This is a genomic window from Janthinobacterium sp. HH104 (genome assembly GCF_001758715.1).
GTDB classification, from domain to species: domain Bacteria; phylum Pseudomonadota; class Gammaproteobacteria; order Burkholderiales; family Burkholderiaceae_D; genus Janthinobacterium; species Janthinobacterium aestuarii.
In genome coordinates this window covers 268,018-294,975 of sequence record NZ_LRIB01000020.1, presented here as the reverse complement: position 1 = coordinate 294,975, position 26,958 = coordinate 268,018, and the positions used below count along the sequence as shown (strand labels likewise).

Below are 26,958 nucleotides of genomic sequence, written 5' to 3'. Positions count from 1 at the left end.
CAGATGTGTATAAGAGCCTTGTTCCTCGACCGATTGACGCAAGGAGAAGCGCATGGAAACGCGTGACTATACATTCCCGGCCGGGCAGCCGGCGGCAGGGCGCGCGCTGGCCGGCGTCGTCGGCTCGGGCGACCTGGAAGTGCTGCTGCAGCCGGGCAGCGATGGCGTGACCCGCATCGTCGTCAACACCTCCGTCGATGGCAAGGGCACCGTGTGGGATGCGCTGTTGCAGCGCGTATTCGGCGGCGAGCCGCTGCCGGCGGCGCGCATCGTCATCAACGATTGCGGCGCCACGCCGGGCGTGGTGCGCATGCGCATCGAACAAGCGTACGAAGAATTGCAAGCGGGGAGGGCGGCATGAGCACATTGCAGCAATTACTCGAGCGTGACAGCTTCATCGAACGGGGCGCGCGCAGCAGGGCCAAGGCCTTGCTGGATGCGGGCAGCATGCGCGAACTGCTCGACCCGTTCTGCGGCATCGCTTCGCCGTGGCTGCCTAAACAGGGCGTGACGGCCCAGGCGGACGATGGCGTGGTGGTGGCCAAGGGCCTGTTCGGCGGCCAGCCGGCCGTGGTGCTGGCCATCGAGGGCGCCTACCAGGGCGGTAGCATGGGTGAGGTGGGCGGCGCGAAAATCGCCGGCGCGCTGGAACTGGCGGCGCGCGACAATCGCAACGGCATCCCGACGCGCGCCGTGATCCTGTTCGAAACGGGCGGCGTGCGCCTGCAGGAAGCCAACCTGGGCCTCGCTGCCATTGCCGACATCCATGCGGCCATCGTCGACCTGCGCCGCTACCAGCCCGTGATCGGCATTACGGCCGGCACCGTCGGCTGCTACGGCGGCATGTCGATCGCGGCGGGCTTGTGCAGCTACCTTGTCGTCACGCGCGAGGCGCGCCTGGGTCTCAACGGTCCGGCCGTGATCGAGCAGGAGGCGGGCGTGGACGAATTCGACTCGCGCAACAAACCGTTCATCTGGAGCCTGACGGGCGGCGAACAGCGCTTCCACAGCGGCTTGGCCGACGCCTATGTGGAAGACGACACGGCGCAGATGCGCGCCACGGTAGCCGAATTGTTCGCGCGCGGCGTGCCAGCACAGCACCGCAGCAGCCAGGCTGACGATTTTCTCGCCCGCCTGGCGCAAGTGGACGCCGGCCCGCAAGCCACGCCGCAAGCCGTGCGCACCATCTACAGCAAAGGAGCAGCAGCATGAACGCCATCACCGATACGAGCCGGGGCGCCGTCTGGCTCGCGGCCCTGACGCAGCATGCCGCGCCGCTGCCTGATTATCCGCCTTCCGTGCGCGTGGTCGACGCGCCGCTGGCGGACGAGCCTGCGCGCTACATTGCCGTGCTGCCCGACCCGGACAACCGTTTTGTGCGTGCACGCACCGGTGAAGTCGGCCTGGTCGAGGCGTGGCAACTGGCGCGCGCCGTGCGGCAGGTGGTGCTTGAAGACCGCGAGTTGGCCGTGAAACGGCCCATCGTCGCCGTCATCGACGTGGCCAGCCAGGCGTATGGCCGGCGCGAAGAAGCGTACGGCATCCACCAGGCGCTGGCCGGCGCGGCAGGCGCATACGCCGAGGCGCGCCTGGCCGGCCATCCCGTGATCGGCCTGATCGTCGGCAAGGCCATGTCGGGCGCTTTCCTCGCGCACGGCTACCAGGCCAACCGCCTGATCGCGCTCGACGACCCGCAAGTGATGGTGCATGCGATGGGCAAGGCGTCGGCGGCGCGCATCACCCTGCGCACCGTGGAAGCGCTCGAAGCGCTGGCCGCCAGCATCGCGCCGATGGCCTACGACATTGGCAACTACGCCACCCTGGGCCTGCTGTGGCAAACCTTGCAGGTGGCGCAGCCGGACGATCCGTCGGCACAGGACAAGGCCGCCGTCGAGGCCTGCCTGCAGGCGGCCCTGGCCGACATCCGCGCCGACCCGGAGCGCGACCTGTCCAGCCGCCTGGGCGCGCCGCACCGCCAGGCGTCGGCAAAAGTCAGGGAGGTGCTGGGGCAGCAGTGGTAGGGGAAACAAACAGAGAAGACAGCAAGTCATTCCTATTCCTATAACGGAGACAATCATGATCATTTACGGAACCGCACTGTTGGCGTTATGCCATTTGCTCGGCATCTTCCTGGGCGACCTGCTCGGGCAGCTGATGGGCGTCAAGACCAACGTGGGCGGCGTGGGCATCGCCATGCTGCTGCTGATCTGCGCCCGGCTTTACATGCAGCGGCGCGGCTGGCTGCCGCAGATGACGGAGCGGGGCGTCGAATACTGGGGCGCCATGTATATTCCCGTGGTGGTGGCGATGGCTGCACAGCAGGACGTGGTGGCGGCCCTGCGCGGCGGGCCGGTGGCCGTGCTGGCCGCCATCGGTTCCGTGCTTGTCTGCGGCGCCGTGATTTCCATCATTAATCGCATGGAAAACCCGCGCATGGAAAACCCTGCCGCCGCCGAAGCCGACTCGATGCTGAGCAAGGAGCACCGTCATGCTTGATCTCTTTGAAAAAGCCGCCATCCACAATGGCCTGGTGACGGCATTCGCTTTTGTCGGCCTGATCATGCTGCTGTCGGTGGCGCTGTCGAAGTATCTGACCCTGGGCCGCGTGCACGGCTCGGCCATCGCCATCGTCATCGGCCTGGGCCTCGCTTACTGGGGCGGCGTGCATAGCGGCGGCCACAAGGGACTGGCCGATCTGTCGCTGTTCGGCGGCATCGGCCTGATGGGCGGCGCCATGCTGCGCGACTTCGCCATCGTCGCCACGGCCTTCGAGGTGCAGGCGACAGAAGCGCGCAAGGCTGGCCTGATCGGCGTCGTGGCGCTGATGCTGGGCGTGGTGCTGCCGTTTCTCGTCGGCGCGGGCATCGCGTATGCATTTGGCTATTCGGATGCCGTCAGCATGACCACTATCGGCGCCGGCGCCGTCACCTACATCGTCGGCCCCGTCACGGGTGCGGCCATCGGCGCCAGTTCCGACGTCATGGCGCTCAGTATCGCGGCGGGTCTCATCAAGGCCATCCTGGTGATGGTGGGCACGCCAGCCGCGGCGCGTTTCCTGCGACTGAAAACGCCGCGTTCGGCCATGGTCTTCGGCGGCCTGGCCGGCACCGTCAGCGGCGTATCGGCGGGCCTTGCCGCCACCGACCGCAAGCTGGTGCCGTATGGCGCGCTGGTGGCCACGTTTCATACGGGCCTGGGCTGTTTGCTGGGTCCATCGTTGCTGTTCTTTGCCGTCAAGGCGGTGGTTGCCTGATGGAAGCCTGGCGCGCGCATGATCTGTTGTGGCTGGACGGCTTGCCGGACGGCGCATCCTTGCCCGCCTGGGCCGACTCTGCCTGGCTGCAGGCGGCGCCCTTGGTGGTGCGGCGCGCCAGCACGGCCCCTGGGCGCATCCCCGTGGGTATGCGCGGCATGCTGCGCAGCGAGCGGCATGCGTGCGAAGTGGACGCCGCCGCCGTCGTGCGCCGCGTCACGCCGGAAATGCTGGCGCATGCGCCAGTGCCGGATTTTTCCTGCGCCGCGCTCGACGCGCTGCGGCAAGTTGCGCCGCTGCTCGACGCCACGGGCTGGCCTTGGGGGCCGACGGGCGGCGTCGGTTTCGCGTTGGCCAGCGGCTTGCCCGTGCTGCGCGCCGACAGCGACCTCGATCTCGTGCTGCGCATCGGCGCGCCGCCGGACCTCGCCCGGGCCGACGCCCTGCGCGCCATCGCGGCCACTGTCACGGCGTGCCGGCTGGACATGCAGATCGACACGGGCCGTGGCGGCTTTGCGTATGCCGAGTGGGCGGCGGGGCGGGGCCGGGTCTTGCTGAAAACGGATCATGGTCCCGTGCTGACGGCCACGCCATGGGAGCTGGCATGAGCGTCTTGTTTACCTTTCCCGGCCAGGGTGCCCAGACTCCGGGCATGCTGCATGCGTTGCCCGGCGATGCGGCCGTGGCGGCGGCCCTGGCCGAAGCGGCTGAAGTGCTGGGCCACGATCCTTTGGCGCTGGATACGGCTGACGCGCTGGCGTCGACGCGGGCCGTGCAACTGTGTTTGCTGATCGCGGGCGTGGCGATGGCGCGCTCCCTGGCCACGCGCGGTGCGCTGCCCGACATGGTGGCCGGCTTTTCCATCGGAGAATATGCGGCGGCCGTCGTCGCCGGCGCGCTCGATTTCACCGACGCCGTGCGCCTGGTGGCGCGGCGCGGCGAGTTGATGGAGCACGCGTATCCGGCCGGCTACGGCATGGCGGCCATCATCGGCCTGGACCTGGCGCAGCTGGAACCCTTGCTGGCGCAGGTGCATGGCGCTGCAACGCCCGTATATGTCGCCAACCTGAACGCGCTGCGCCAGATCGCCATTGCCGGCAGCGAGCCCGCCTTGCACGCCGTGATGGCGCTGGCCCTCGCGCATGGCGCCAGCAAGGCCAAGCACCTGGCCGTCAGCGTGCCGTCGCATTGTCCGTTGATGGAGGCTGCCGCCGGCGACATGGCTGCCGCCTTCGATGGCGTGGTCGTGCGCCGTCCATCGCTTGTCTACCTGAGCAGCAGCGCGGCGCGCGCGCTGTTCGACCCGGCCCGCATCCGCGACAGCCTGGCCGCCAACATGGCGCAGCGCGTGCAGTGGACCGCTACCGCGCGCCTGGCGTGGGAACGTGGCGCCAGGCTGGCGCTGGAAATGCCGCCCGGCAGCGTCCTGACGCGGCTGACGGCGCCAGACTTCACGGATGGAGTGGCCATCTGCTGCGACGGCAACCGGGCCGACAGCCTGCTGGCGCTGGTGAGGCGGGAGCGGGATGGCGCCGCGCCTTAGAGCCTGGCGCTCAGTCCAATCTGGAAGCCACGGCCCGGCAAGGGCGCGATGTATTTCAGTGGAGAATTGTGTGGCCTGGCGTCCTCATCGAGCAGGTTGGTGCCGCTGATGAACACGTCGATGCCGGCAAACGGCGAATTCGGCACCTGCAGTGCGCGGCTCACCTGGAAATTCACCATGGTGTAGCCGTCGAGCGGCACTTCCTCGCTGACGCTTTTTCCCAGGTACTTCTGCTTGTCGTACCGCGTACCGGAAAGCCGCGTCTTCCACCCCTTGTTTTCCCACAATACATTCGCGCCATAGCGGTTGGTGGGCATGTTGGGCAGGTAGGCGCCGTCGTTGTGCACGCGCAGCTTGTCCGGATTGTCCGCCTTGTTCTTGACCAGGTCGGCAAATGCGGAGAGGTTCAGCTTGCCGTAGCCGCCAAGCTCAATGAGCTGCGAGGCGTCGATCTCGAATCCCTTGACCGTCGTATCGGTCTGCTTCCAATATTTTAATGGCAGGCGATTGGCCGTCTGCAGTCCCGAGTGGCCAAGGTACAGAAAGTTTTCATACTTCATGACGTAGCCGGTGGCGGACAACTGGAAGCCGCGATGGCCGAACAATCCGGTAAGCTCGGTATTCCGCGCGCGCTCGGCCTTCAAATCCTGGTTGCCTTCTTCCTGGGTCATGATCGAATAGTGGCGGTTGCTCGCATACAACTCATTGACGTCGGGCGCTCTTTCCGACGATGCATGGCGCAGCTTGGCACCGAACAGCTGGCCAAGCTTGGCCGAGGCCCCGAGGCTATAGCTGTTCAGGCTGAACGACCTGTCCTCGAGTTTGGCGTTTTTCGCATTCCGCGACGTCTTGAATGCGCTCTGGCGGATGTCGTGGTCCACTTTTTCATGGCGAAAACCGGCATCGAAGGTGGCCCAGCCGGCGTCGAGGCTTTCCTTGACGAACAGCGCGCTGCTGGCCGTGCTCGTATCGGGAAGGTAAAGCTGCGGCCCGCTGCCGGTGATGTCGCGGGATTGATGGCTCAGGCCAAGCAAGCCGCTCAAGGGGCCCGCGCGCCGGTGCGCCAGCAGCAGCTCGGCCTGGTTGGTGTCGAAGCGGTAGTCGTTGGCCTTCGCCGCTCCCAGGCGTTCTCCCGACGTATTGTTCAGGCGCGACACGCGCAGTTGCGCGCTTTCCATATACGCGACGGGGTCGCGCAGGGTGGCTTCCAGCGCATATTTATCCTGGCTGATCACGACACCGACGGGCAACCCCTCGTCATAATTCGCGCCGAACGACTTGTTTTCCATGGAAAAGCCTGGCACGCCGTACTCGCTATTCTTGGTGTCGAGGCTGACGGCCACGTAGCCGCGATCGAAAAAGTAGGTGCTGCCGACGGCAAAGTGGGAATTGCTGGCATGGCTGTTGCCCAGGGTACCGTGGTAATCGGGTGTCACGTCCTTGTTGATCTTGTTCTGCACCGTCTTTGGCGTACCGGGCACGTAAGCGGGGTTGGCCGGGTTAACGTAGGTCTTGCGCTGCCAGACGGACGTCGGCTGATTGGTATAAAAGGAAAAATCGCCGTCCGCCCAGTCCGGATTTTCCGTCATGAACTGGTCGATAAACGGTTGCGAAGCCTTGTTGTAGACTTGCTGGATCCGCGCTTCTTTCTGGCAACTGTCGGCCAGGAAGGTATTCACGCCGCCTTTCACTGGGAACAGCTGGCTGTTGCACACGCCGGCCTTGCTGTTGCCGGGAATATCGTAATGCCCGATCTTCTGGAAGGACATCTGCAGATTCGTCGAGAAACGCTTCCCATCGTTGAAATTCATGCGCAAGCCTTGCGCGTCGGCATCGTTGAAGCCCTTGCGCAGCACCAGCTCCAGGTCTTTCTCCTTGCTCTCCATCTTCCTGGAAATGAGGCCGGAATCGACGTCCACGCTGCCGCCGATCGCATTGCCGCCGAAACGCACGCTGTCGGACGATTTGTTGACGGTGACGCTGCGCGCAAACAGCGGGTCGAACGGGATGTTGATATCGCCGCTGAGCGCATTCATGCCGAGGATGGACTGGCCATCTTCCAGGATTTGCACGCGGCTGCCACTGAGGCTGCGAATCACGGGGGCGCCGGCATTCGGGCCGAAGGCGCTGCTTTGCACGCCCGATACATGCTCGAGCATGCCGCCCAAAGTCCTGTTCTGCGCTTGCGTATTCTCGACGATGACGACGCTGTCGATGCTGGAAGGCCTGTCCGCGCGGACTTGGATGGTTTGCAGGGTGACGTCGTCCGCCGCGTAAGCGAGCGGGGAAGTGGACAGCATGGCGGCTGCGAATACGTGATGGCGCATAGGACTCTCTAAAGGCGTATGGGATGCTGGCGCTGGACGCAGGCGCAGCACGAAGGTGTAAATGCAATTGAGTTGCAACAATAGCTGGCGCATAATGCTATTGCAAGTAAACTGCATTAGTCGAGCGGAAAGCGCAGCACGGACAGCCGGCATGTGCCGGCTACCGTGTAGCAAAGTGAGGAGGTGGGATGGCCGCTACTATTAGTTGCGCGTTGCGCGTGTGCGGCGCAGACCGAATGCGTCCGCCTGCGCCCTCGTGGAGCGGTTGCTTCAGGTGGATTGCTGGGGCTTTTCCGCTTGCAGGCGGCGCGAACGACGTTTTCTTTCCCAGATGACGATGCCCGTCACCGACAGCATGGCCACCATCACGCCCATGAAGGACATCATGATGCGTCCCGGCAGGCCGAGGATGCGGCCCGAGTGCAGGGGGAATTGCAATTGCACGAAGACGTCGGCGGCCGTGCCTTCCCATGGCTTGTGCTGGCCGATGATGCTGCCGTCCATGCCGTCGACGTACAGGTTTGACAAACCCATGCCGGCGGCGCCGAATTCATCGGCCGGGTCGAAGAACGAGACGTTGTAGAACGAGTAATTGCCACCATAATAAATGCCGCCGATGGGTGAGGTGATGCCGCGCTGCACGGCCTGCTTTTTGGCGATGGCCACGGCTTGCTCGAAACCGATCACGGGCGTGATATACGTGCCGTATGGCGCCGGCGTCTGCGTTTCGTACGGGCCCGGCGTGGTGGTCGAGACGAGCGACATGACGGGATAGAACACTTCGCGGTACAGGTTTAGGGAGAACGACGTGAACGCGACGACGATGATGATGGCCCACACCCACAGGCCGCCCGCGCGGTGCAAATCGAAATTGAGCTTGTAGCCGCCGGCCGCCCAGCGCACCACCCATGACGGTTTCCAGCGCTGCCACCAGTTGGCGGCGTCGCGGTGGCGCGGCGCTTCATCCTGCGCGCGTGGGCGCAAACGGCGCGGCGTGGTCAGATAAAACGCCACCATGCTGTCGAGCAGCCAGATCAGGGCCACCGTCCCCATCAGCCAGTAGCCCCAGCGGTCCGTGCCCCAGAAGGCGGGCACGTGCAGGCTGTAGTGCAGATGGCGCAAGAATGGCATCAGGCTGCGGCGCGACAGGGAAATGGCCGTCGAATCGCGCGTGCCCGTGATCTGCGCCGTGACGGGATCGATGTAGACGGTATTGTAGTCGAGCACGAACGGCTTGTTCGTGGCCGGGTCGGTGAGCGGGCGCACCATGAAGGCGCCCGCATGACCTTCTTCCAGGCCCAGGGTCATGTAATTGACTTCCACGCGCGGGTCTGCGGCGGCCACTTTTTGCGCCAGCACGAACGGCGGCTGCAGGGGGCCGCGGCCCGGCGTTTCCATGATGTCGGCGTTAAGCCATTCGTCCAGTTCGTGGTCCCACGACGTGACGGCGCCCGTCAGGCCCGCGACGATGAGGAAGAGGGCAATGGTGAGACCGGCCCAGCGGTGTATGACAGTCCAGAAAGCGCGCATGCGGTACAAACCTTCAACATAAAACCGGCTTGTTGCCGCCAGCGGGCGCCACCGGGGCGCACAGGGAAAAGCCAAGTATGGGCCTGGTACAGGCCTGTTATTTTGATAATGGGAATCGTTCTCATTATCCGCCGTGGCATGGCGTTTGTCCAGCGCCAATGGTGTTGCCTCGAGTCAAATGGCGCATGCTAAGATGCTAGCAAGAAGTTAATTTACATTCCACATGGAAATATTCAAGGTTGAAGCGGCATGCGTATAGAAGATCGGAACAATGTCCGCGTGAACGAACGCAGCGGTGCACCGCTGGCTGGCGCGGCAGCCACCATGGTGTTCATGCATGGTTTTGGCTGCGATCAAACCATGTGGCGCTATCTGGAGCCGCTGTTTCGTCCGCACTACCGCACCGTGCTGTTCGATCTGGTCGGCAGTGGCGCTTCCGACCAGGGCGCCTATGATTTCGATCGCTATGCGCGGCTCGATGCGCACGGCGCCGATTTGCGCCAGGTCATCCATGCCGTTGGCGGCGGTCCCGTGATTTGCGTCGGCCATTCCGTCAGCGCCATGAGCGCCTTGCTGGCCACGATTGCCGAGCCGGAGTTGTTCGCCGCGCAAATCATGCTGGCGCCGTCGCCGTGCTATGTCGACGATGCGGCGGCCGGCTACCGGGGCGGCTTCAGCCGTGCCGATATCGACGACCTGCTGGATGCCATGGACGCCAATTACCTGGGCTGGTCCGCCGGCATGGCGCCTGCCATCATGGGCGCGCCCGGGCAGCCGGCGCTGGGAGACGATCTTGTGAACAGTTTTTGCCGCACAGACCCGGCCATCGCCCGGCATTTCGCGCAAACCACGTTTTTGTCCGATCACCGCGCCATCTTGCCGCACAACAGCACGCCGGCCCTGATCGTGCAATGCCGCGACGACTTCATCGCGCCACCGTCCGTGGGCGAGTACTTGCGCGAGATGCTGCCGCGCAGCAGCCTGCACGTGGTCGAGAATGTGGGCCATTGCCCGCACATGAGCGCGCCCGATGCCAGCTACCGCGCCATCCGCCGCTTTCTCGACGGCCTGCACCTGTAATGCGCGACACCATGCCTTCCTTGCCTGATACCAGTACCTTGTTCCAGCACGCGGCCTGCGGCTTGCTGCTGTGCACGGCTGACGGCACCATTGTGCAGGCGAACGCCACCTTTTGCGGCTGGCTCGGCTATGGCGCCGAGGAATTGCTCGGGAAAAAGAAACTGCAGGATTTGCTGACCATCGGTGGGCGCGTGTTCCACCAGACGCACTGGCTGCCGCTGATGCAGGTGCAGGGCAGCGTGTCGGAAATTCTGCTCGACATGCGCCAGCGCCAGGGGCAATCCATACCAATGCTGTTCAACGCCGTGCGCCGCGTGCACGAGGGCGTGCGTTATGACGAGATCGCCGTCTTTGTCGCCAGCGACCGGCGCAAATACGAGCAGCAGCTGCAGCTGGCGCGCAAGGAGGCTGGCGAACTCAACGAGCAGCTGGCGGCCGCCGACCGGCGCAAGGACGAGTTCCTGGCCACCCTGGCGCACGAGTTGCGCAATCCGCTGGCGCCCATGCGCAATGTGCTGGAAGTGCTGCGCCTGGCGCAGCTGGACGATCCGCAACTGCGCTGGGCCCGCGACGTGCTGGGCCGACAAGTGGCGCACATGACGCACCTGGTCGACGATTTGATGGAAGTGTCGCGCATCACGCAGGGGCGCCTGGAACTGCGCCGCGCCAGCGTGGAGCTGGCGCCCGTGGTGGAAGCGGCCCTGCACAGCGTGGCCGAGCTGGCCGCGCAATCGGACCACGCGGTGCACGTGGAGCAATGGCCGCAAGCCATCTGGCTCGACGCCGACGCCACGCGCCTGGGGCAGATGATTGCCAACCTGCTGACCAACGCCGTCAAGTACACGCCCGCCAACGGCATCATCGGGCTGGAAGTGGCGTGCACGGAAAACGACGTGCACATTACCGTGCGCGATTCGGGCATCGGCATCGCGCCCGAGCACCTGGACACGGTGTTCGACATGTTTTCGCAGCTGGAACCGGCCCTGTCGCGGGCACAGGGCGGCCTGGGCATCGGCCTGTCGCTGGTGCGCGGCCTGGCTGAATTGCATGGCGGTAGCATCAGCGCGCATAGCGATGGCGTGGGGCTGGGCAGCACCTTCATATTGCGCCTGCCGCTGCCCGCTGTGCCGCTGCAAGCGCCGCCCGAGCCCAACCGCCGCTTGCTGGCCGGCACGCGCGAGGGCAAGGTGCTGGTCATCGACGACAGCGCCGACGCGGCCGAAAGCCTGGCGCTGGCGCTCGACATTCTCGGCTATGAAGTGCGCACGGCTTACGACGGCCCGGCCGGCATGGTTGCGGCGCAAGTTTTCATGCCACGCGTGATCCTGCTCGACATCGGCTTGCCGGACATGAACGGCTACGACGTGGCACGGCTGTTGCGTAGTGAACCCTGCGGCAAGGACGCCATCCTCGTGGCCGTCACGGGCTGGGGCCAGGACAAGGATCGCCAGATGGCATCCGATGCGGGCTTCGATCTGCACCTGACCAAGCCCGTGGATTTTTATGAGCTTGATGCGGTGTTGCAGAAGATGCTGCGGGCGGAGTGAGGAGGGCATCAGCAAAATGAAAGACATGGAACAACTGACAGAATTGGAAATCGCCGTTTTCCAGCTGCGCATGGGTTTTGCCCTGGCGGACCGCTGCGTGGATTGGGCCGTGGAGCGTTTGCATCTGGACCAGGAAGGCGACGACCTCGAGGTCGTGCTGCTGGCCAGCGCCCGGGGTGTTGACGAGGTACTGCCGCTGGCTGACGTGATCATCGAGCGCTACCGGGGCACGCAACGGCTCGATCAGCAATTCCTCGCTGGCAAATTCATTGTCGAGTTGCGCGCCGCCTATCTGGCAGGGCGGGAAAGCGTGGCTTCGCTCGACGCCATCTTGACCCGCTTGTACCCGGCGCTAGCTTATCCCGACTGGCTGGTCATGCTGAGCCGCAATTGCGAGTATGCGACGGACGTGGCCGATTTCGAGCAGCCGTTCGAGGATGAATTCCGCTATATCGCCAGCCTGTGGGCGCAAGCGGAGAGCCTGGCGGCGTTTGAGCGCGAATACCGGCGGCAGACCTCCAATGGCCATGACATCAGGTAGATGCGGAGGATAGACGGCAAGGTGCCGCGCCATCTGGATGGCGGCAGCGCTGCGTGCTTCTCTGCCGTCGTCTGGATACGCGTGACATACAATGTACGAAACTCTTTTTTGCCAGGATAGACGTGCAACATAAAACGATAGGCTTGATCGGTGGCATCGGCTGGGCTTCCACCCTGGAATACTACCGCTTGCTCAATGAAATGCTGGTGGCGCGCATCGGTCCTGCGCATAGCGCGCGCATCATGCTGGTCAGCATCGACCAGGCCGATTTCGTGGCGCACGCGGCGCAAGCCGATTCCCACGCCATCGAGCAATTCCTCGTCAAGGAAGGGCAGCGCCTGCAAGGCATGGGTGCGGATTTTTTCCTGCTGTGCGCGAATGGCGCGCACCGCTTCGCGCCGGCCGTCGTGCCGCGGATCGGCTTGCCTTTCATCAGCATCGTCGAGGAAACGGCGAAGCGGGTGCAGCAGTCGGGCGTGCGCAAGGTGGGCTTGCTGGGCGTCAAACAGACCATGGCGGGCCGCTTTTATCACGACGCGCTGGAGCGCTTTGGCATCGCCACAGTGACACCCGATGCGGCCGACCAGGAAGTCGTCCACGACATTATCTACACGGAACTGGTACAGAATATTGTTACCGATGCCAGCCGGAACATCTTTCTGGGCATCATCGAGAAACTGCGGCTGCAAGGCGCGCAGGGCGTGATTCTGGGCTGCACGGAGATTCCATTGCTGGTCAAGCCCGCAGATATCGACTTGCCGTTATTTAATACCACGGCCATTCATTGCGAGGCGGCGTTGGCGTTTGCCATCGAGGACTAGACGAGCGGGCAGTGAGCGGCCGCCTGAACCGGCCGCCGCTCACTGCACGGATCAAGCCGGCTGCGCGCCGCCCACATTGCGGCTGCGGTTTTCCACCAGCACGGAAATACCGAGCACGACGATGCCGCCGCAGGCCAGCATGGCGCCGACCCAGCCTGTCGAACGCAGGCCCATGCCCATGGCGATGGCGATGCCGCCGGCCCAGGCGCCCAGGGCGTTGGCGATGTTGAAGGCGGAATGGTTGAGGGCGGCGGCTACGGTTTGCGCGTCGCCGGCCACGTCCATCAAACGCGTCTGCACGGCGGGAGCGACGGCGATGCCGGCGCCGATGGCGAACAGGTTGATGGCCGTCAGCCACACATTGCTGCTGGTATAGGTAAACGCGGCCAGGGCGGCCACGTTCCACAGCAGCACGCCGAAGATGGTCCACAGGCGCGAGCGGTCGGCCAGCCAGCCGCCGATCAGATTACCCACGGTCATGCCGACGCCGATGATGGCCAGCAAGATGGAGATGACGAGGGGCGACACTTTCGTGATTTCCAGCAAGGTCGGCGTGATGAACGTGTAGACGGCGAACATGCCGCCGAAGCCGATCGCCACCATCAGCAGGGTCAGCCACACTTGCAGGCGGCGGAACACACCCAGTTCGCGGCGCGGGCTCGAATCGCCGGCGGCGACCATCGGCACGAAGATGCGCACCATCAGCATGGTCAGCAAACCCAGCGCGGCGACGAGCAAGAAGGCCGAGCGCCAGCCCAGGGTCTGGCCGATATACGTGGCCAGCGGCACGCCGAAGATATTGGCTACGGTCAAGCCCATCAGGACACGGGCGACGGCCTGGCCCCGCTTGTCCGGTTCGGCCAGGGCGGCCGCCACCAAGGCCGCCACGCCGAAATACGCGCCGTGCGGGATGCCGGCGACAAAACGCGCGACGACCAGCAAGCCATAATTGGGGGCGATGGCGCTGAGCAAGTTACCGCCAGCGAACATCAGCATCAGGCAGATCAGCATCAGCCGGCGCGGCATGCGGGCCAGGAAGATCGTGATCAGGGGCGCGCCGACGACCACGCCCAGCGCATAGGCGCTGATCATGTGGCTCATCTGCGGCAAGGTCGTGCCCAGGTCGTCAGCCACCACGGGCAGGATGCTCATGGAGGCGAATTCGCCCGTACCGATGGCGAGGCCGCCGATGGCCAGGGCCAGGTCGGCATAGCCAGCGCCAAAAGGCGCGGTGACGCGCGGAATCAATGGGTCTACGGAGGCGTGCATGTTCTTGTTAGTTGGGTAAAGAATGACAGGGTGGAGAGAAGCGCTGTGGCCCGGCCGGAAGTGGCAATGCGCCACCAGAGTCGTCGGCTGGCCGGTATTTTCGGGCGATAGGAACTGCCCAAAGACAACATTGTAAAAGATTCGGGCAAGCTCTGCTGGGCGATGGCTGAAATATGCTGCACTGCACACAATAACGCTTGCTCTTGTTGTTAACGATAACACGGAATTTGCGCGATTCCGCCACAGGGCAGGCGAAGAAAAGCTGGCTGTGGCGGAAATGGTCTTCGCGGATTGTTACTTCGTCAATGATTGCTGCAGTGCTTCCAGTCCCGCCACGTAGATGCCGTGGAACAGCTCCGTCACTTCCTGCTCGCTCACGCCCACGGGCGTGAAGCGGCCCGACCAGCTGACCCGGGCGCCATCGCTGCCGGGAATCGCGCTCACTTGCAGGGTGGACAGATAATCGGTGGCGGGAAACGGCGCCTGCAGGATGGAATAGCTGTAGCTGCGCGCCGCATTGTCGTACGCTTCCAGCTGCTCGACGATGACGTCGCCGGCCGGGTTGGCCAGGTGGCGGATGCGGCCCCCCTCGCTTAACGTGCTGCTGGGAATATACGGCAGCCAGTCGGGCAGCGAGTTGAAGCCGCCGATCAGTTGCCACACTTGCGCCGGCGTGGCGGCGATGTCGATCGAGGTGGTGGTATGGGCCATGATGGTCTTCCTTTATATATTAGTTGCTGCCGGTTGGCAGGGGAGCGAATGGCGACACCAGTTGCTCGGCGCGCATGTCTTGCCAGAAGGCGGCGGGGATGACGCTGTTCAATGCTTGCTGGTCTTCGGCCAGGCGTTCCGGACGGCTGGCGCCGGGAATCACGGCAGCCACAGCCGGGTTGGCCAGCGAGAATTGCAGGGCGGCGGCCTTCACGCTGACGCCGTGGCGCGTGGCAATGGCCTTGATGCGTTCCACTTTTGCAATGATCTCGGGCGCGGCTTTCTGGTATTCGAAATGCGCGCCGCCGGCCAGGATGCCCGAGCTGTAGGGGCCGCCGACGACGATGTCGACGTTCTGTTTCGCGGCGGCAGGCATCAATCGCTGCAGCGCCCGTTCATGGTCGAGCAGGGTGTAGCGGCCGGCCAGCAGGAAGGCGTCGGGCTGGGCTTCGGCCAGGTCCAGGGTCAGTTCCAGTGGTTCCACCTTGTTCACACCCACGCCCCAGGCCTTGATGACGCCTTCTTCGCGCAAGCGGGTCAGCACGCGGAAGGCGCCTGTGCGGGCCGTTTCAAATTGCGCCAGCCAGTTGTCGCCGTGGAAATCCTGGGCGATGTCGTGTACCCAGACGATGTCGAGGTGGCCCGTATCCAGGCGTTTCAAACTGTCTTCGATCGAGCGCAGGGTGGCGTCGGCCGAGTAATCGTCGACGATTTTGTTCTTGCGGCCAAATTCGAACAAGCCGCCTTTTTCGCCCAGTTCGCGGCTTGCCGGGTCTTCCAGTTCGTCGAGGATGAGGCGGCCGACCTTGGTGCTCAGTACGTAATCGTCGCGGCGGCGCTGTTTCAGGGCGGCGCCCAGGCGCAGCTCGGCCAGGCCGGCGCCGTAGAACGGGGCCGTATCGAAGTAGCGGATGCCCGATTCCCAGGCCGCGTCGACTGTCGCCATGGCTTCCTCTTCAGGAATGTTGCGGAACATATTGCCCAGCGGCGCCGTGCCGAAACCCAGTTTTCCTGCCAGTAAGTGTTTGATACTCATGATGTTTTCCTTCAATGTGTGGATCAGTGAAGACAGAATAGCTGGACAAGTTAAGCCTGTCCAAGACATAATTGGCGCAACTTGAGTCCTGAAAGGTCTGATATGCTGGACATCCGCCAATTGCAATACTTCATCGCCGTCGCCGAGGAAGAACACGTGGGGCGGGCCGCCGAGCGCCTGCATATTTCCCAATCGCCGCTGAGCCGGCAAATCGCCCAGCTTGAAGATAGGCTGGGCCTGACCCTGTTCGAGCGCAGCGCGCAGCGCATCCGCCTGACGCGCGACGGCCATACTTTCCTGGCCGAAGCGCGCGCTTTTATCACGCACGGGAATCGCCTGGAAGCGCTGGCCAAGCGCCTGGGACGCGGCGACGAGGGCGGCCTGTGCATCGGCTATATCGAGAACGCCATGCATGCGGGCGTCTTGCCCGATGGCTTGCGCGCCTTGCGCGCCACGCGCCCACAGGTGCACATTGCCCTGTACAAGCTGCATTCGGCCGAGCAGATCGAAGGCTTGCGCCAGCGCAGCATCGATATCGCGCTGCTGTGCGAACCGCCGCTGCCGAACGACCCGGACCTCGATTGCGCGCAAGTGCTGAGCGATCCCATGCTGCTGGCCTTGCCGGAGACGCATCCGCTGGCGCACAAGGCGGAGCTGACGCCCGAGGACCTGGCGGGCCAGGAATGGATTGCCGTGCTGCACAAGGAAAGCGTGCTGAAACACGATAACTTCATCGCCGCCTGCGCGCGCGCTGGTTTTACGCCCGATATCCGCCTGGAAGCAACGGAACCGCTGACGGCGCTGGGCCTGGTGGCGGCCGGGCTGGGCATGGCCATGATCCAGCACAGCCTGCGCCAGCACGCGCCGGCCGGCGTGATCGTGCGCGCACTGCCGTGGTTCAGCTACCGCACGCCATTGTGGCTGGCCTGGCACAAGGTCAACCTGCGTCCGCTGGTGGGGATTTTCCGCGAAACGTTGCTGGAGCAGGCCAGCGGTGTTGCCATGCCGGAGCAAAAAGACGTATAAATAAGGCAATCATCTGTGGGGAGGATTGCCATGTTCGATCTGAGTGTGCCGGTGTGGGAACTGGTGGCGCGCGCCGTCATCATCTACCTTGCCTTGCTGCTGATGGTGCGCATGACGGGCAAGCGGACTGTGGGGCAATTCACGCCGTTCGACTTGCTGGTCGTCATGCTGCTGAGCGAGGCGGTATCGAATTCCCTGTCCGGCGGCGACGAATCCGTTCCCGCCGGCCTGGTACTGGCGTTGACTTTGATCTGCCTCAACATGCTGATCGCATGGCTGAGTTCGCGCAGCCGCAAGTTCGCCGATCTCGTCGATGGCACGCCCGTGCTGCTGGGGCGCGACGGCCAGATTTTTGAGGATGTCGTCAAGAAATGCCGGGTGGCCGGCGGCGATGTCGAGCAGGCGCTGCGCGAGGCCGATTGTCCGTTGGCGGACATGAAATGCGCGTTCCTCGAGGCAGATGGCAAGATCACCATTTTGCAAAAGGCGGGGTAGCGGCTTGCCCATGCTGCGTTTCCTTTCGCCGTGCGTCGCTTGCCGTCTCTGTGATTCCTGCCGCCACGGCGAGCCATGGCGGCAGGGCAGGCTTACAGCGTGGTCTGCCGGGCAGTTCGCAGCGGAGGCGGGGCCATGACAGGCGTCTTGGCCAGCTGTGCTTTCAAACTTGCAAATAGCGACCAGCAGGGGATGGCCATCTTCTGGACTTGTTGCGCCTGCGGGCCGCCGGGCAGCTTGCTCCACGGTCCCACGTTGAGGCTGCCATCCTTGATATTGATGCTGTAGAGGGCCGTATACAGGGCTGGCGTATCGGTCGCGATGTAGGCGACTTCTCCACCATGTTGTACAGCTGTAACGGTGCGTGTCGTGATGCCGGCGAACAGGGTGCCATCCTTGCACGGCGACAGCGATTGTATGCCGATCAGCGGCGGGTAGGGAATCCTCGCCTGGGTGTACCTGTCCCGCCACGTTTTGCCCGGATGGGTATGCGTGTCGCCGATCAGCGCTTCGGGGATATGGCTGATCCATCTGGGCGATTTGATGATGCCGCGTATACAGCTGATGACCGAGGCGTGCGTGGCGCACGCCAGGCCCATCGGCCCGAAAACCCAGACATAGTAGGGATCGACATCGATACCGGTATAGCTGCCCCACGGCGCTGGCACGTAGCAGCGGGTATTTGACTGGTCAACGTAAAGCTCGCCGGAAGCGGCAAGGGCGCCGTACATGATGGAGTTGTAATGGTCCGTCCCTTGCAGGAGGGCCGGCAGCATGGCGGCCCCGTCCGGGTCATCGGGCAATGTCGCGGGTGGATGGGTGATGGCGCGGACGTTGACGACGCCGGCCTTGGTCGCCGGCTGCCAATTTCCGGCTTTCAACTCTCCGCTGTCATTCAATTGATGGAGCTTGATGGAGCCTTGCCTGCCTTCATTGCGCGCCGTGTAGACGAACGATGCGCGGCTGTCGTCGGGGGACGGCAGCGCCCAGACGTCATGGAATTTATCACCGGATACTTCTTTCATGTCCGACACTTCAATCGTGGTCGGATCCATCCAGCCGTGTTCCATGTCGCCGTTATCGGACGCGCTCCAGTGCTGGCAGAAGAAAAGGTGATAGCGCGGCTTCAGCGAGCCTGCCTCTGTCTTTGGCATCGTCAAGGCGAAGCGGCGGCCACGATTGCCGTAGCCGATCTGAAAAGGCTTCCATTCGCCGGTCCGCGTGACGTTGCCTCCCGTCGCGGCGTAGAGGTTCTTGCTCATGTTGGTGCCCAGGTGAGCGAACAGGCCCCGGTCGCGGGCGACCGGTTCGATCGCCTTCAGGCATTCCAGCATCTGGGTGTTGCCGTCGTTCCACAGCTTGGGCAGCGCCTCCATGTCCGCTTCGAGCCGTATCAAACGGTCGTAGATCGCGTCATACTCGTGCGGCGTGTTCTTGTAGTCCGGATTTCGAATCGAGGCCTGCTCCAGCTGCCGCCCCACCATTTCATGGTCGACGAGGGATTCCAGCAGTACATGGGCGAGCAGCGCATCGGCGTAGGTGCGGCAGAAAACGCCGAGGATTTCCGGCCATTTCTCCAGGTCCTGGGTTTTTTCGTCCTTCAGCCATTCGGCGGTCATCCATTTGTCGTATAAAACGGAAATAATGGTAAACGCATTATTTATTGAAATAATGCAACTATCGAGACATTTGTGGACCTTCACCCGATTCTCCACCGTGTTCAAGGGCGTCGGCAGAATTTCGGACAGATCCAGTTTGATGCGGCCTATGGTCGCCATATATTGATCAACCGCACTGCCATTGGCCTTGACTTCACGCAGTTTCTCATCCGCGTTCAACCCTTTCATTGCTTCAATGATCTGATCCTTGAGAGAAGGTTGCTTTGGCCCGAAATAGGTGAGCAGTTGACCGACAATGCTGAACAGGGCGCCGAATATCGCGCCGTACGGACCGGCGCCGGCTGACAGGCTGCCGATCAGCTGCATGCCGGCGGCGCAGATATCCATGATGGCGGCGCTGCCATTGATATAGTCGCCCGACTTGAAGGCGCTCGCTGCGGACAGCACGCCCTTGACCATGTTGGGCAAGTTCTTGTTGATGGCGTCCGTGACGTCCTTTGCATATTTCTTGGCTTCCGCGCTGGCGTTCTTGTCGGCCAGGATGCGTTTTGCCCCTTCATACTCCGCCTGCATTTTCCGTGTCGCTGCCTCGAATGCCCTTGCTTGCGCGGGGTCCATGCTCGATTGCGCGTGCAAGGCCATCAATTCAATCTGTTTCTTGAGGAGGTCGAGGTCGGGATCCAAGTTGTCATCCTTTCAATGCGGATTCGATACTAGTTGTACAACGACAAAATATTGCATTCATACTAATCTTGGCGTCGAGGTGCGCAAGCTGTATTTGCATGACGGCAGCCATGCAGATGGCCAGGACGGGGGAATCGCTCTGATGTCACTCGGAGACGGACGGCGCAAGGAATTTCTGATCCCATGGAAAATATTGACACGTAGAATATGAAAGCGACTATGCCTACGATAGTTGCCGGACGCGGACTGGGCGCTGCCAGCTGCGTTTAGATCTTCTTGCTGCTTTTCAGGTGCAGGGGCAGCCACCACCACATGCAAATGATGAGTGACCCCATCAGGACGCCGGCGATGATGCCGGCGATGTGGCCGAACACTTCCGACATCACCAGGTTCGTGCCTAGAATAAACGCCAGCGCCAGGGAAAAGGCGCCGCACATCATGATGCGGTCGGCCACGCGCTTGAAACGTTCGCGGTCTTGCAGCGGGCGCATCACGCGGTGCTGGATGGCTGGTGCGCTGAGCAGCACCAGGCTGGTCATGGACAGGAAGAACGTCAGCAGGAAGACGACTTTTTCCGCCTGCACGATCTTCGCGAAGCCGCCGTTGAAGGGCAGGATGATGAGGAAGGCCGTCAGCATCTGCGCGCCCGGCAAGAGGATGCGCAATTCGCTGAGCAGGTCGGACAAATCGCCTTCGTCGCCCGGTTGGCCATTTTCATCCTGGTGTTGCGTTTGTGGCATGGTGCCGTCCTCGTGGTGGTGATGGGGCCAGTCTACGCACAAGCGACCAGGCCGACTGTGGGCGGACGCACCTTCAGAACCATTGCGCGTAGCGTTGGCGCAGCCGCCACAGGGGCGTCGAGACGATGGCCGTGGCGCTGTGCGAGGCGTCGTGGCCGCAATGGCCGCAGCTGTGGCGCCGGTGCGGCGCCAGCGCGAAGCTGCCCAGGTCCAGGTGCGGATGGCCGCAGCGGGCGCAGTCGCTGCAGTCCAGCGGCGTGCCTGCCTGCAAGGCGGCGGTGAACGCTTGCGCGGCGGGCGGCGTGATGTTCAGCTGCACGACGTCGGGCGGGAACAGGCCGGGCAGGGCGCGGCAATCGATGGCCAGCGCGGCTAGGTCGCGCGCCAGCAGGGCGCCGCCATCATCGGCCTTGGCGCGCAGTTGCAGCACGCCATCGGGGCCCGGGCGCAAGGTCGTGGCGTGAAACTGGCTGGGGTCGAACAGTGCCGGATACAGCACGTAGCCCATGGGACTGGCGTGCTGGCGGCAACGCATCTGCCGCGTTGACTGCCAGTCGGCCACGTCGGCCTGCGTGCCCCAGTAGCACTGGTGCGTGCGGCACCAGTGGCGCGCCGCGCCATTGCGGAATTTCCCGGCTGCCAACAGATCGCACACGATGATGGCATCTTCGCCCGCGCCGGCACGAAAGTGGCCCGTGATGTGCTGCGTGGTGACGGCAAGGTGGCCCGTGCTCGCTTGCAGGGGCCAGCAGATGCCGGGCAGGGTCAGCGGCGTGGTCAACGGCGCCTCCGCGCGGCTATCGGCTTGCCAGCCGATAGTGGGCCGGAATGAAAAAACCCGCCGACTCGGGCGGGCTGTGCTGAGGGGAATGCCTGCGGCATGGCCCGGTTTATTCTTCCGTATCGGCCAGGGTGACGATGGCGCGCGCCCACTTCGAGTATTTCAGGTTCGCCAGATCGCGCACGGTCTTGATATTGAACGCTTGCTTGAGCAGTTCCGCATCCTTTTCGCTCACGCCTTGCAGCGCATCGACGGGCGCATCAGCGATTTCCTTGAAGGTCTTTTTTTCGTAAGCCTTGTCTACCGCTTTATTGATGTTCATGTGTTGATACTCCTCAGTAAGTGGAAAATTAATTCTACACGTTTTTGCAAACTGTCAATTTACGCTTGCAAGTTGGGCCGAACTAAATATGATGGAGGTGGATGCCTCGACAGTGAGGCGATCTGTGCGTTCGCCTCAAGATTGCAATTATAGCATTTTTATTATTCATAGTATAATGATTTCCGTGGCGCAGAATGGTCTGCGCCATACCGAAGCCGCAGTCACGCGGCACCAATCGATAGCGTTCAGGAGAATACGATGAGTTTGCTAGATCAACTTGCAGGACAGGCGATGAGCGCTTTGGGCAACAAAAGTGCTGACGGGGAAGCCCCATCGGGATTGATGGCCAGTGTGATGGACCTGGTCAACCAGCATGGCGGCTTGCCCGGCCTGCTGCAGAAATTCCAGGAAAGCGGCCTGGGCGACCAGGTGGCCAGCTGGATCGGCACGGGTGCCAATGCGCCCGTCTCCGGCGAACAGATCAAGGATGCGCTCGGTAGCGACACGATCACCCAGATCGCGGAAAAAGCGGGCGTCGCACCGGACGCGGCTTCGGGCGGCCTGGCAGCCTTGCTGCCCCAGCTGATCGACAAACTGACCCCTGATGGTCAGGTACCGGAAGGCAATGACCTCGTCAGCCAGGGTTTGAATATGCTCAAGGGCAAGATCTTCGGTTGATTCCCTGGCCTTGAAATGAAAAACCTCGCAGCAATGCGAGGTTTTTTTATGTGCAAGGTTTTTGGCAGAGAAGTGCGAGCGTCTGAAAAACGCCTGTGGCTAGGCGCGGCCCCGAAGACAGTACGAATAGTACGGCGAGGGGCAGGCAACAACGCCACGGGCGTTTTTCAGGCGGCGGCCATCATGCCGAAATATGGCTGTGCTCCAGTCAGCCTCGCCGTACTTCCCTCGACCAGATACGAGCAATAGCGGCGCCGCTCGGCGATGCCGCCGCGCCGCTCCATCAGTTCGCCCAGCATGGCGACGGCGTCGGTGGCCATCTTTTGCACGGGCTGGCGCAGGGTGGTGATGTCGTAGCTGAGCCAGCCTGATGCTTCCAGCGCGTCGAACCCGGCCACCGACATCTGCAGCGGCACCTCGATGCCCATCTGGTGGCGCGCCGTGTCCAGGCAGCCGATGGCCATGATGTCGTTGCCGCAAATGACGGCGTCCGGCACGCGGCCCAGGCGGTCGATGACCTTGCGCAAGCCGCGTCCGCCGCTGGCGTAATCGTAGTTGCCGCTGACGACGATGGGTGCGGGCAAGCCCAGGGTCAGCAAACGGTCGAGCATGCCGGCCTTGCGTTCCTGTGCGACGGCCGAGTCGCCGGGACCGTCGATGATGGCGAACTGGCGGTGGCCCGCCTCGGCCAGGCGCGACACGAGCAGGCGCGCCGCTTCGCCCTGGTCGCACAGCACGGCGTGCACGGCGTGCTCGCGCGGACTGCGGTTGAACAGCACCAGCGGCACCTCGCGCCGGCCGAATTCGGCCATCTGTTCGTCCGACAGGCAGGCGGCCACGATGGCGCCATCGACCTGGTATTGCCACACGTCGCACAAGACCTTGCCGATGTCCGCTTCGCGCTCCAGGGTAAACAACAGGAGACGCTTGCCCTGGCGGGCAATTTGCTGGCTCAGGTCGGACAATACTTGCGGATAGTACAGATTGGCCAGGTTGGAAATGATGACGGCCACCAGGTTCGAGCGCCGCGTGATCAGGCTGCGGGCGGCCGCGTTGGGGATGTAGTCGAGGCTGATGGCCGCCTGCATGACCTTGGCGTGGGTGGCTGGCGAGACGCTGGCGCCCGGCTTGAAGCAGCGCGACACGGCCGATTGCGACACGCCGGCCAGCAGGGCCACGTCATACGAGGTCACGCGCCGTCCGGCGCCGGATACGGGGCGGGTGGTGGTGCTGGGTGTCCGGGCTACAGTATTCTTTTTTCGCATAATGGTCTGGCAAGCAACCTGTCTCAAAGTATTCCTGCAGGCCCGGCCGCTTGTGGCGGCCTGGGCGGGAAAAATGAGCATAGCGAAAATATTTCCATGTGGCAAGACTGTTTTCTTGTCCATGTTGCAAATAATTTGATTTAATGGCAAGTGGTATGCCTGCTCCTCAATCGGGACTGTCGCAGGGGCCGCTACCATAGGGGCTGAGGCGTCCCGGCGGCTCCACGCGGCGGGCGCTGAAATCGCTGGCCAGGGTGGGTAAGGGCAAGTCCGCCGTGGCGCTCGCTTCCGTGCCGCTCACCGTGCCCCGCACGGTCAAGGCGACATGCACCCAGAAAGCAAAGTTGCGCGGATAGCTGATGGTGACGGTGGCCATGCCCAGCGCGTCGCTCAGGCCGCTTGCGCTGACGGTCAGGGGAATGCCCGGATCGAGCACGCCATTGCCGTTGCCATCGTAGGCGGCGTCAAAAATACCATTGCGCAAGACGTCCTCGTTGGCACAGCTGTAATGGGGCAGGGCCAGGCGCCAGACGCCCGTGTCGGGGAACTCGGGCTTGTCCGCTTGCCACACATAGTATCCCTTGGCATAGCGGCTGGGCCAGGCGGCGGCCGTGATGGCGACGCCGGGCACGGCGTTGCCGGCGCTGTCGGATACGAACACGGCAAAGTCCTTTTGCAGCACGCTGGCCGAATACTCGCGCAGCAGGCTGCCCGTGCCCAGCTTGACCGACAGCGCTTGCCGCGCCACCGTCAGCCGCACGAGAGCCGTGGCCGCCGCTTGCGCAGCGCCCTCGATGCGGGCCTGGATCAGCACGCCATCGCGGCCGCTGTCGGCCGGTCCCGCCACGTACTCGGCGCGCGCCAGGCCGTCGCTGCCCGTCAGTACGCGGCCCGCTTGCCGCAGGTAGCCGCCGCTGGGGTCGCTCAAGATGGTAAACAGCACGGGCGCGTTCTTGACCAGGTTGTTGGCCGCGCCATCGCGCACCACGGCGCTGATGGTGCTCATACTGGTGTTGGCGTTGTCGGCCGATGCCGCCGTGTTGGCGCGCAGCACGGCCGGATCCGCTTGCACAGCCAGCTTGCTGGCAGGGCTCAATGGCGCGACGAATTCCAGCCGCGTCTGCGCCGAGGGGCCGCCCGCCACGGCCGCCGTGATGGTCGCCACGCCCGCGTTGGTCGATTGCACATAGCTGCGCGGCAAGTTGCCATTGCTGAACATCAAGCTGGCGGGCAAGGCCTGGCTGCAGGCGCTGTCCGCAAACAGGTTGCCGCGCGAGCTCGACAGGCTGGCGCTGCCGGACTGCGCCACGCCCGCCTTGTCGTAGCGCGTGTCGATGGGCTGGCATGCCAGGGTGGCCACTTCCGCCAGCACGTCCGCGCCGCTGGCATCCTGGCCCACGGCCGGGCTCAGGCGCAGGTCGCTGCCGGCCACGGCATACGCTTGCGTGGCGGCGGCGCCCAGCGCATTGACGGACACGGCGTCCCTGCCCAGGCTGCTTGCCGTCAGGCGCAGCACCAGCTGGCCTTGCGCATTGCTGAGCGCCGCGCCGCCATCCTTGACACGTACGCCGTTGCCGGTGCCCGTGCTGTAAGCGATGGCGGCGCCGGCCACGGGTTTGCGCGCCGAGTCGCGCACGGTGACGGTGAGGTCGGCGCCCTGGCCCAGCATCAGGGTGGCCGGCCCCAGCAGCTGCACGGTGCTGCCTGTGACGGCCACCGTGCCTTTGCCGCTGCGGGCGCCCACATTGGCTGTCACGGTAATGCTGCGGTTGCTGTTGGCGCCTCCCGTTCCCAGCAGGGCGCGCGCCTGGCCATTCTTGTCCGTCACGGCGTCGACGCTGCCGAGGATGCCGGAATCGGCGGCAAAGGAAATCTTCGCGTTGGGCAAGGCGAGGTTGGCGCCATCCTTGACGAGGGCCGTGACGGCTACCTCGCCGCCGGCCATGCCCGCCGAGGCCAGTTCCGTGCTGGAAAACACGAGGTTGACAGCGCTGGCCAAGGTGGCCGGTTCGGGCGGCGTGACGGGCGGAATCACGGGCGGCGTCACCGGAGGCGTCACGGGCGGATTGACGACGGGCGGCGGACTGCCGCCGCAGCCTGCCGTGCTGTGCAGCCCGCAACCGGCGCCGATCTGGGTGTCGGCCGAACCGCCGCCGCAGCCGGCAAGGGAAAAGAGGAAGGCGGCCAGCACAGCTGCTGGCAGGTGGCGCAGGGGAGCATGGGGCACGATGGGTCTCCGGGAGCTGGCCGAGTTGCTCGGCGTTAATTTCCCAAGAGTATCTTTTGCGTGCGGCTGGTACTTGATGCAAAGCAAGCTTATGCTGTTGAGCCCGTCGGACGGGTTTTGCTGGTGCAAAAGCCTGCCTTCTGATAACATAACGCCCCTTTATTCAGGGAAGGGTCGACATGGCCAATGCTTGCGGCGTCGATTTCGGCACGTCAAATTCCACGGTAGGCTGGGCACGTCCAGGGCAGAGCACCATGCTCGGCTTGGAAGATGGCAAGACGACCTTACCGTCCGTCGTCTTCTTCAATGCGGAAGACGAGGAAGTCAGTTTTGGCCGCGCGGCGCTGGCCGGCTATCTGGCTGGTTACGAAGGACGCTTGATGCGCTCGCTGAAAAGCCTGCTGGGCACGAGCCTCATCGATGGCCAGACGGAAGTCGGCGGCCGCGCCTTGCCGTTCCGTATGTTGCTCGCACAATTCATTGGCGAAGTGAAACGCCGCGCCGAGCAGTCCGCCGGCCGCGAATTCTCGTCCGCCGTGTTCGGCCGTCCCGTCTTCTTTATCGACGACAATGCGCAAGCGGACCAGCTGGCGCAGGACACCCTGGCCGAAGTGGCGCGCTCCGTCGGCTTCAAGGATGTCGCCTTCCAGTTCGAGCCGATTGCCGCAGCGTTTGACTACGAGTCGCAGATAGCCAAGGAAGAGCTGGTGCTGATCGCCGACATCGGCGGCGGTACGTCCGACTTTTCACTGGTCCGCTTGTCGCCGGAACGGGCGAAAAAGGCCGAGCGCCGTGACGACATCCTCGCCACGGGCGGCGTGCACATCGGCGGCACGGATTTCGATAAATACCTGAGCCTGTCGTCCGTCATGCCTCTGCTCGGCTATGGCAGCCGTCTGAACAATAATAGCGAAGTGCCGTCCAGCTATTATTTCAACCTGGCGACGTGGCACACGATCAATCTGGCGTACACGAAGAAGATCTGGGTACAACTGGCCGACGTGTGCCGCGATGCGCGCGAGCAAGACAAGATGGGTCGTCTGCAAAAGCTGATCGACGAGCGCGCCGGCCACTGGCTTGCCATGAAAGTGGAAGAGGGCAAGATCGCCCTGTCCGACGCGGCCGAAGTGCAGCTGGAGCTGGACCGTTTGTCGCCCGCGCAAAGCCTGTTGCTCAAACGTACGCAGTTCGACGAAGCCATCGGCCACCTGTGCGGTTCCGTGGAAGACACCGTGCTGCGTCTGCTGCGCGACGCGGGTGTGGCGCCGGAAGCCGTCGACACCGTCTTCTTCACGGGCGGATCGAGCGGCGTGCGCCTGCTGCGCGAAAAGATCGCGGCCCTGGTGCCGGCCGCGCGCAAGGTCGAAGGCGATTTGTTCGGCAGTATCGGCGCAGGTCTTGCGCTGGACGCCGTACGCAAGTTCGGCTAAGCTGGTCCACCGCAGCATCGCAGAAAGAGCCTG

The 26,958-nt window shown here is 63.7% G+C and carries 26 protein-coding genes; 15 read left to right on the top strand and 11 right to left on the bottom strand.

The genetic code is table 11. The annotated features are described in order from the left end of the window. Positions 1–52: 52 nt before the first annotated feature. The 7 genes from JAB6_RS06745 to mdcH are packed head-to-tail and all read left to right on the top strand — an operon-like array spanning position 53 to position 4,796. Positions 53–361, top strand: a complete 309-nt coding sequence (locus JAB6_RS06745) for a malonate decarboxylase subunit delta (RefSeq protein WP_070301935.1) — start codon at positions 53–55, stop codon at positions 359–361. Further along, positions 358–1,212, top strand: a complete 855-nt coding sequence (locus tag JAB6_RS06740; protein WP_070301933.1) for a biotin-independent malonate decarboxylase subunit beta — start codon at positions 358–360, stop codon at positions 1,210–1,212. Before JAB6_RS06745 ends, JAB6_RS06740 begins: the two co-directional genes overlap by 4 nt. Beyond that, complete coding sequence (gene mdcE, locus JAB6_RS06735; protein WP_070301931.1) at positions 1,209–2,021, top strand: biotin-independent malonate decarboxylase subunit gamma; 813 nt, start codon at positions 1,209–1,211, stop codon at positions 2,019–2,021. Before JAB6_RS06740 ends, mdcE begins: the two co-directional genes overlap by 4 nt. A gap of 55 nt (positions 2,022–2,076) precedes the next feature. Continuing rightward, positions 2,077–2,496 carry a malonate transporter subunit MadL gene (madL, locus tag JAB6_RS06730; protein ID WP_070301929.1) on the top strand — a complete coding sequence of 140 codons (420 nt, stop codon included), beginning with the start codon at positions 2,077–2,079 and terminating at the stop codon, positions 2,494–2,496. Further along, on the top strand, positions 2,489–3,253 hold the full coding sequence (madM, locus tag JAB6_RS06725; protein ID WP_046685085.1) for a malonate transporter subunit MadM: 765 nt from the start codon (positions 2,489–2,491) through the stop codon (positions 3,251–3,253). The genes madL and madM overlap by 8 nt, the downstream gene beginning before the upstream one ends. Beyond that, complete coding sequence (locus tag JAB6_RS06720) at positions 3,253–3,861, top strand: malonate decarboxylase holo-ACP synthase (RefSeq protein WP_070301927.1); 609 nt, start codon at positions 3,253–3,255, stop codon at positions 3,859–3,861. The genes madM and JAB6_RS06720 overlap by 1 nt, the downstream gene beginning before the upstream one ends. Next, positions 3,858–4,796, top strand: coding sequence for a malonate decarboxylase subunit epsilon (gene mdcH, locus JAB6_RS06715; protein ID WP_070301974.1), 939 nt, complete (start codon positions 3,858–3,860; stop codon positions 4,794–4,796). Before JAB6_RS06720 ends, mdcH begins: the two co-directional genes overlap by 4 nt. On the opposite strand, the gene JAB6_RS06710 is transcribed toward mdcH, so the two are convergent. Further along, on the bottom strand, positions 4,793–7,096 hold the full coding sequence (locus tag JAB6_RS06710) for a TonB-dependent receptor (protein ID WP_254671502.1): 2,304 nt from the start codon (positions 7,094–7,096) through the stop codon (positions 4,793–4,795). The two genes, mdcH and JAB6_RS06710, sit on opposite strands and share 4 nt — an antisense overlap. Before the next feature lie 297 nt (positions 7,097–7,393). Further along, complete coding sequence (locus JAB6_RS06705) at positions 7,394–8,653, bottom strand: PepSY domain-containing protein (RefSeq protein WP_070301973.1); 1,260 nt, start codon at positions 8,651–8,653, stop codon at positions 7,394–7,396. 249 nt (positions 8,654–8,902) lie between these two features. Between JAB6_RS06705 and JAB6_RS06700 the strand changes: the two genes are divergently transcribed. The 4 genes from JAB6_RS06700 (at position 8,903) to JAB6_RS06685 (ending at position 12,642) form a co-directional block, all read left to right on the top strand. Then, the gene (locus JAB6_RS06700) at positions 8,903–9,733 is read left to right on the top strand and encodes an alpha/beta fold hydrolase (protein ID WP_070301917.1); all 831 of its coding nucleotides are present in this window, start codon (positions 8,903–8,905) and stop codon (positions 9,731–9,733) included. Between the two features lie 11 nt (positions 9,734–9,744). Further along, positions 9,745–11,280 carry an ATP-binding protein gene (locus JAB6_RS06695; RefSeq protein WP_070301972.1) on the top strand — a complete coding sequence of 512 codons (1,536 nt, stop codon included), beginning with the start codon at positions 9,745–9,747 and terminating at the stop codon, positions 11,278–11,280. A gap of 25 nt (positions 11,281–11,305) precedes the next feature. After that, positions 11,306–11,821 carry a hypothetical protein gene (locus JAB6_RS06690; protein ID WP_070301915.1) on the top strand — a complete coding sequence of 172 codons (516 nt, stop codon included), beginning with the start codon at positions 11,306–11,308 and terminating at the stop codon, positions 11,819–11,821. A gap of 122 nt (positions 11,822–11,943) precedes the next feature. Beyond that, entirely contained in the window at positions 11,944–12,642 is a 699-nt protein-coding gene (locus tag JAB6_RS06685) for an aspartate/glutamate racemase family protein (RefSeq protein WP_175444509.1), read from the top strand. A 51-nt stretch (positions 12,643–12,693) separates the two neighbouring features. Here JAB6_RS06685 and JAB6_RS06680 read toward each other — a convergent pair whose 3' ends face one another. From JAB6_RS06680 to JAB6_RS06670, 3 genes are all read right to left on the bottom strand, one after another. Then, a complete protein-coding gene (locus tag JAB6_RS06680) occupies positions 12,694–13,911 on the bottom strand; it encodes an MFS transporter (protein ID WP_035818476.1) in 1,218 nt (405 codons plus the stop codon). Positions 13,912–14,205: 294 nt separating this feature from the next. Next, on the bottom strand, positions 14,206–14,622 hold the full coding sequence (locus tag JAB6_RS06675) for an SRPBCC family protein (protein WP_070301913.1): 417 nt from the start codon (positions 14,620–14,622) through the stop codon (positions 14,206–14,208). A 19-nt stretch (positions 14,623–14,641) separates the two neighbouring features. Continuing rightward, positions 14,642–15,658, bottom strand: coding sequence for an aldo/keto reductase (locus JAB6_RS06670; protein ID WP_070301906.1), 1,017 nt, complete (start codon positions 15,656–15,658; stop codon positions 14,642–14,644). Between the two features lie 102 nt (positions 15,659–15,760). Between JAB6_RS06670 and JAB6_RS06665 the strand changes: the two genes are divergently transcribed. After that, on the top strand, positions 15,761–16,684 hold the full coding sequence (locus tag JAB6_RS06665) for a LysR family transcriptional regulator (RefSeq protein WP_034751117.1): 924 nt from the start codon (positions 15,761–15,763) through the stop codon (positions 16,682–16,684). A gap of 30 nt (positions 16,685–16,714) precedes the next feature. Next, a complete protein-coding gene (locus JAB6_RS06660) occupies positions 16,715–17,179 on the top strand; it encodes a DUF421 domain-containing protein (RefSeq protein WP_034751112.1) in 465 nt (154 codons plus the stop codon). Positions 17,180–17,271: 92 nt separating this feature from the next. Here the strand turns inward: JAB6_RS06660 and JAB6_RS06655 are convergent, their stop codons facing one another. The 4 genes from JAB6_RS06655 to JAB6_RS06640 form a co-directional block, all read right to left on the bottom strand. Then, positions 17,272–19,482, bottom strand: a complete 2,211-nt coding sequence (locus JAB6_RS06655; protein WP_070301905.1) for a hypothetical protein — start codon at positions 19,480–19,482, stop codon at positions 17,272–17,274. 266 nt (positions 19,483–19,748) lie between these two features. Further along, positions 19,749–20,222 (bottom strand): DUF6328 family protein, encoded by a 474-nt coding sequence (locus tag JAB6_RS06650; protein ID WP_070301903.1) that lies wholly within the window; start codon positions 20,220–20,222, stop codon positions 19,749–19,751. Positions 20,223–20,295: 73 nt separating this feature from the next. Then, entirely contained in the window at positions 20,296–21,003 is a 708-nt protein-coding gene (locus JAB6_RS06645) for a hypothetical protein (protein WP_070301901.1), read from the bottom strand. Positions 21,004–21,112: 109 nt separating this feature from the next. Further along, positions 21,113–21,325, bottom strand: coding sequence for a hypothetical protein (locus tag JAB6_RS06640; RefSeq protein ID WP_034751103.1), 213 nt, complete (start codon positions 21,323–21,325; stop codon positions 21,113–21,115). 258 nt (positions 21,326–21,583) lie between these two features. Between JAB6_RS06640 and JAB6_RS06635 the strand changes: the two genes are divergently transcribed. Then, positions 21,584–22,003 carry a YidB family protein gene (locus JAB6_RS06635; protein WP_034751100.1) on the top strand — a complete coding sequence of 140 codons (420 nt, stop codon included), beginning with the start codon at positions 21,584–21,586 and terminating at the stop codon, positions 22,001–22,003. Between the two features lie 167 nt (positions 22,004–22,170). Here the strand turns inward: JAB6_RS06635 and JAB6_RS06630 are convergent, their stop codons facing one another. Continuing rightward, a complete protein-coding gene (locus JAB6_RS06630; protein ID WP_070301899.1) occupies positions 22,171–23,196 on the bottom strand; it encodes a LacI family DNA-binding transcriptional regulator in 1,026 nt (341 codons plus the stop codon). Between the two features lie 238 nt (positions 23,197–23,434). After that, a complete protein-coding gene (locus JAB6_RS06625) occupies positions 23,435–25,495 on the bottom strand; it encodes an Ig-like domain-containing protein (RefSeq protein WP_139143305.1) in 2,061 nt (686 codons plus the stop codon). 179 nt (positions 25,496–25,674) lie between these two features. On the opposite strand from JAB6_RS06625, the gene JAB6_RS06620 reads away from it, so the two are divergent. After that, positions 25,675–26,925, top strand: a complete 1,251-nt coding sequence (locus tag JAB6_RS06620) for an Hsp70 family protein (RefSeq protein ID WP_070301895.1) — start codon at positions 25,675–25,677, stop codon at positions 26,923–26,925. Positions 26,926–26,958 lie beyond the last annotated feature (33 nt).